General features: G+C 69.1%; 5 protein-coding genes and 2 pseudogenes. 1 reads left to right on the top strand and 6 read right to left on the bottom strand.

Features of this window, described 5'->3' with window-relative positions:
• Both R6V09_RS48405 and R6V09_RS48400 read right to left on the bottom strand, forming a co-directional pair.
• Positions 1-727 (bottom strand): DUF6397 family protein (locus R6V09_RS48405; RefSeq protein ID WP_317887815.1); only part of this gene is annotated, 727 nt, incomplete at its 3' end.
• 126 nt (positions 728-853) lie between these two features.
• On the bottom strand, positions 854-1,267 hold the full coding sequence (locus R6V09_RS48400; protein ID WP_317887814.1) for a roadblock/LC7 domain-containing protein: 414 nt from the start codon (positions 1,265-1,267) through the stop codon (positions 854-856).
• Between the two features lie 92 nt (positions 1,268-1,359).
• Here R6V09_RS48400 and R6V09_RS48395 point away from each other — a divergent pair.
• Positions 1,360-1,698 (top strand): annotated as a pseudogene (locus R6V09_RS48395) (PPOX class F420-dependent oxidoreductase).
• A gap of 9 nt (positions 1,699-1,707) precedes the next feature.
• On the opposite strand, the gene R6V09_RS48390 reads toward R6V09_RS48395, so the two are convergent.
• The 4 genes and pseudogenes from R6V09_RS48390 to R6V09_RS48375 form a co-directional block, all read right to left on the bottom strand.
• On the bottom strand, positions 1,708-2,313 hold the full coding sequence (locus R6V09_RS48390) for a GTP-binding protein (RefSeq protein ID WP_317887813.1): 606 nt from the start codon (positions 2,311-2,313) through the stop codon (positions 1,708-1,710).
• 182 nt (positions 2,314-2,495) lie between these two features.
• Positions 2,496-2,909: a DUF742 domain-containing protein gene (locus tag R6V09_RS48385; RefSeq protein ID WP_317887812.1), complete on the bottom strand. Its 414-nt coding sequence runs from the start codon at positions 2,907-2,909 to the stop codon at positions 2,496-2,498.
• A 22-nt stretch (positions 2,910-2,931) separates the two neighbouring features.
• Positions 2,932-3,369, bottom strand: coding sequence for a roadblock/LC7 domain-containing protein (locus R6V09_RS48380; RefSeq protein ID WP_317887811.1), 438 nt, complete (start codon positions 3,367-3,369; stop codon positions 2,932-2,934).
• A pseudogene (locus R6V09_RS48375) lies at positions 3,366-3,745 on the bottom strand (ATPase); the annotation flags it as partial. The pseudogene R6V09_RS48375 and the gene R6V09_RS48380, both read right to left, overlap by 4 nt.

The following is a 3,745-nucleotide window of genomic DNA, read 5'->3' as shown; positions in this document are numbered from 1 at the left end:
CCGCCCGCAGCCAGCTGATCTCGTCCGGGTCGTCGGCCGTCATGATCCGCTCGGCGAGGTGGGCGGCGGGCGAGCCCGGAGCGCCGTGGGCGGGCGGGTCCGGCCGGAACCGGTTCAGGTGGGCGCGCTCGTAGGGGTCCTGGACGATTTCGGCCACCTGGACGGGGTCGAGCAGAGCGGACAGGGCGCCCGCGTGTTCCCACGGGCCGTCCGCCTCGCGCAGCAGGAATCCCAGATGGCGTCCGCGCCAGTTGCGGGGCCGTAGATCCAGACCTTCTTGGAGTTGGTCGCGCAGCCCTTCGGGCGTACGTCCGTTCAGCAGTGAAGTGTGGTTCTTGTCGGTGGCGAACTGCCGTAGTTCTTCGGCGAGATAGAGCCAGACCACAGCCCTGTAGCGGTTCAGATAGAACCTCACCGGCACCACCAGTCCCAGCCGGGCGAGGCGGGTGAACCTGGCGGCGGTGACCTCCATGAGAGCCGCACCGTCCGTTGTGCCCACGGTCCTGACGCTCTCCACGAGCGATTCGGGAAATCCCTCAGCCGAGCGCAGTCGGTCGATCTCGGTGTGGGCGACGCGTCGGCCGCCGCCCCCTTCGTCGGGCACGGTGCGGATGCGTCCGAGATGGACGGCGAGGTCGAACTCGCCTCGCTTGAGGCCCAGTTCTCGTGCCGCGCGACTCGGTGTGCACGAGAGTTCCGAGGGTGTGGTGATGGTGTTGCCTGCCATGGTCGATCTCCCCCGTGGAGTCCGTTGCTCACGCTGTGTGCGTTCGCGATGGACAAACCGTAACCGGTTCGGGGAATCTCGTGGCGAGCCTGTGGATAACTCCACGGGAGCGGGAGAACTCGCAGGTCAGAGGTCTGTGACGGGAGTTCGCTCGGGCTGTCGGGCATCCACGCCGAGGTGCTCGCCGACGCGGTTGACGAGCAGCGTCATCTCGTAGGCGATCTGGCCGATGTCCGCGTCCGCGCCGCTGAGGACGCATAGACAGCTGCCGCTGCCCGCGGCCGTGACGAACAGGACGGCGTCGTCGAACTCGATCATCGTCTGCCGCACCCCGCCGGCGCCGAAGTGGCGTCCCGAGCCCTTGGCCAGGCTGTGCAGTCCGGACGAGACGGCGGCGAGGTGTTCGGCGTCCTCCCGGCGAAGTCCCGTGCTCGCGCCGGTCACCAGTCCGTCGTTGGACAGGACCAGAGCGTGGCGTACATGCTCGACGCGCCCGGTCAGATCGTCCAACAGCCAGCTCAGTCCCTGGTTCTGCGCCATGTTCCGGCCTCCCCGTGTCGCGTCTCCCCCTGGCCGGAGGATCTCCCGTCAGCCTTCACCACGCCCGTCGCCCGGGCAAGGAGGATAGGGGCATGGCACAGAACATGACCGACGAGGAATAGCGGGCGTTCGTCTCGCACGGCACACGCACGGGCAAGCTGTCGACCGTTCACGCCGATGGGAGCCCACATGTCGCACCGATCTGGTTCCTGCTCGACGAGGACGACGTGGTGTTCAACACCGCGAAAGGAACGGCAAAAGGGCGCAATCTGGCCCGTGATGGGCGAGTCGCCCTCTGCGTGGACGACGACCGGCCGCCGTTCGACTTCGTGGTGCCGCAAGGGCGCGCCGCATTGTCGGAGGAACCGGGCGAACTCCTGGTCCGCGTCAGGATCGCGAAGGTCCTGGCGCAGAAGGGCATTTCGGAGTGAGCGGCGCTGTCAGCCCACCGAGTCGAGCATCCGGGCGGTGTGCATTCGTCCGGCGTACTCGACGAGCCGGATCAACACCTCCTTCCCCGAGTCGCGGTCCCGGGCGTCGCACAGGACCACCGGCGTTCCCCCATCGAGGTCCAGGGCGCGGGAGACGTCGTGGGCACCGTAACTGCGGGCACCCGTGAAGCAGTTGACGGCCACCACGAACGGGATGTGCCGGTGCTCGAAATAGTCGACCGCGGGGAAGCAGTCCTCCAGCCGCCGGGTGTCCGCGAGAACCACGGCCCCCAGGGCCCCCTGCGACAGTTCGTCCCACAGGAACCAGAAGCGGTCCTGGCCCGGTGTGCCGAACAGGTAGAGGGAGAGGCCGGACCTGATGGTGATGCGGCCGAAGTCCATGGCGACGGTCGTCGTGACCTTCTGGTCGACGCCGTCGGTGTCGTCCACCAACTGGCCGGCCTCGCTGAGCAGTTCCTCGGTGCGCAGCGGCCTGATCTCGCTGACCGCGCCCACCATGGTGGTCTTGCCCACGCCGAATCCGCCGGCGACCAGGATCTTCAATGCCAGGGCGGTCGTCTCGCCGCCTTCGGCATCGGAGTGCTCGGAGACCATCGATCACTTCTCTCGGGAGTACCGGCAACGGTCGACGTCCGTAGGCGTGCATCCTGGCAAGTACGGCCTCGCCGTGGGCGGTTGGACCGCAATCTGCATGATGTGACCGTCTCGTAGCTGTTCGGTGTACGGAAGGGTGCACAAGTCGTCGTCGTACGCGTTCGAGTGGTGCTGAAGTTTCATCACAGTGCCCGGAGCCCCTCGATCACCTCGCGCAGAATCCGTTCGTCAGGAAGCTGCGCGGGCGGCACGGGACGGCTGACGGTGACACAGCCGAGCTCCAGGAGGTCGCCCAGGAGCACCCTGACCACCCCCAGGGGGAGGTCCGCTCCGGCGGCCAGTTCGGCGACGGACTGTGTTTCCGCGCGGCACAGGTCGATGAGGGCCCGGTGTTCCGGTCCGAGCCCGGTGTCGTCGTCGAAGCCGGGCGCGCCCGCGTCCAGTGTGACCAGCGCGATCAGGTCGAACCGCACTCCCGTAGGGCCTGGTTTGGTACGTCCACCCGTCATGGCGTAGGGGCGGACGAGAGGCCCGGCTTCCTGGTCGTACCACTGGCTGCCCGGCTCGTTCGGGGCACCGGTCATGTCTTCGGTCATCGGAGCGGACCGCCTTCTCGCCTCATCCGGCGGCGGGTGGCCGCGCACCGACGCGTGGCGGCGTGTAGAGGTGCTCGCCGACGCGCTTGACCAGCCGTGCCATCTCGTACGCCACCAGGCCTATGTCGGCGGTCACAGCGGTGAGGACGGCGAGGCAGGAGCCGTCTCCGGCCGCTGCCACGAACAGGAAGCCGTCGTCCATCTCCACCATGGTCTGCCGCACTCCGCCGGCGCCGAAGTGCCGCCCCGCCCCCTTGGCGAGGCTGTTGAATCCGGAGGCCACCGCGGCGAGGTGTTCCGCGTCCTCGCGGTCGATGTCGGTGGAGGCTCCGATGGCGAGGCCGTCGTTGGACAGCACCACCGCATGCCGTACTTCGCCGACACGCAGCACCAAGTCGTCCAGCAGCCAGTCGAGTTCACCGGACCGCTGGGCGGCCCTCATACTCGGGTCCTGGATCATGCGCGGTCTCCTTCGCTGCTGTCGCTGCCCGTTGCGGGGCCTGGGGTGGCGCCACGGCCCGGCTGCCTGCCGCCGCCGCGCGTCCAGCCTTCGCGGTAGGCCGCCATCCGGTCCCGTACGACCTCCGGACTGCGGTGTTCCTCGCGTGGTGCGGCAGGCGCCCGTTCCCGGTCCGCGGCGGGCTGTTCGCGGAGCTGGGGGGCGAGGCTCGCCTGCCGTACCCGGCGGGGGAGGTCGTCGCTGTCCTCGGGGCCTTCGGCGTCCTCGGCAGGACGGTGCAGTCGCAAGGTGGTGACTCCAGGGGGCGGGGTGCCGTTCGCCGGCTCCGCCGAGGACCGGCGCGGGGACGCCAGGGCGGGTCGGTCCGCCGGCGCCG

Origin of the sequence: Streptomyces sp. W16 (genome assembly GCF_033194735.1) — a bacterium.
Lineage (GTDB): Bacteria > Actinomycetota > Actinomycetes > Streptomycetales > Streptomycetaceae > Streptomyces.
This window is presented reverse-complemented; position numbering and strand designations above follow the sequence as displayed.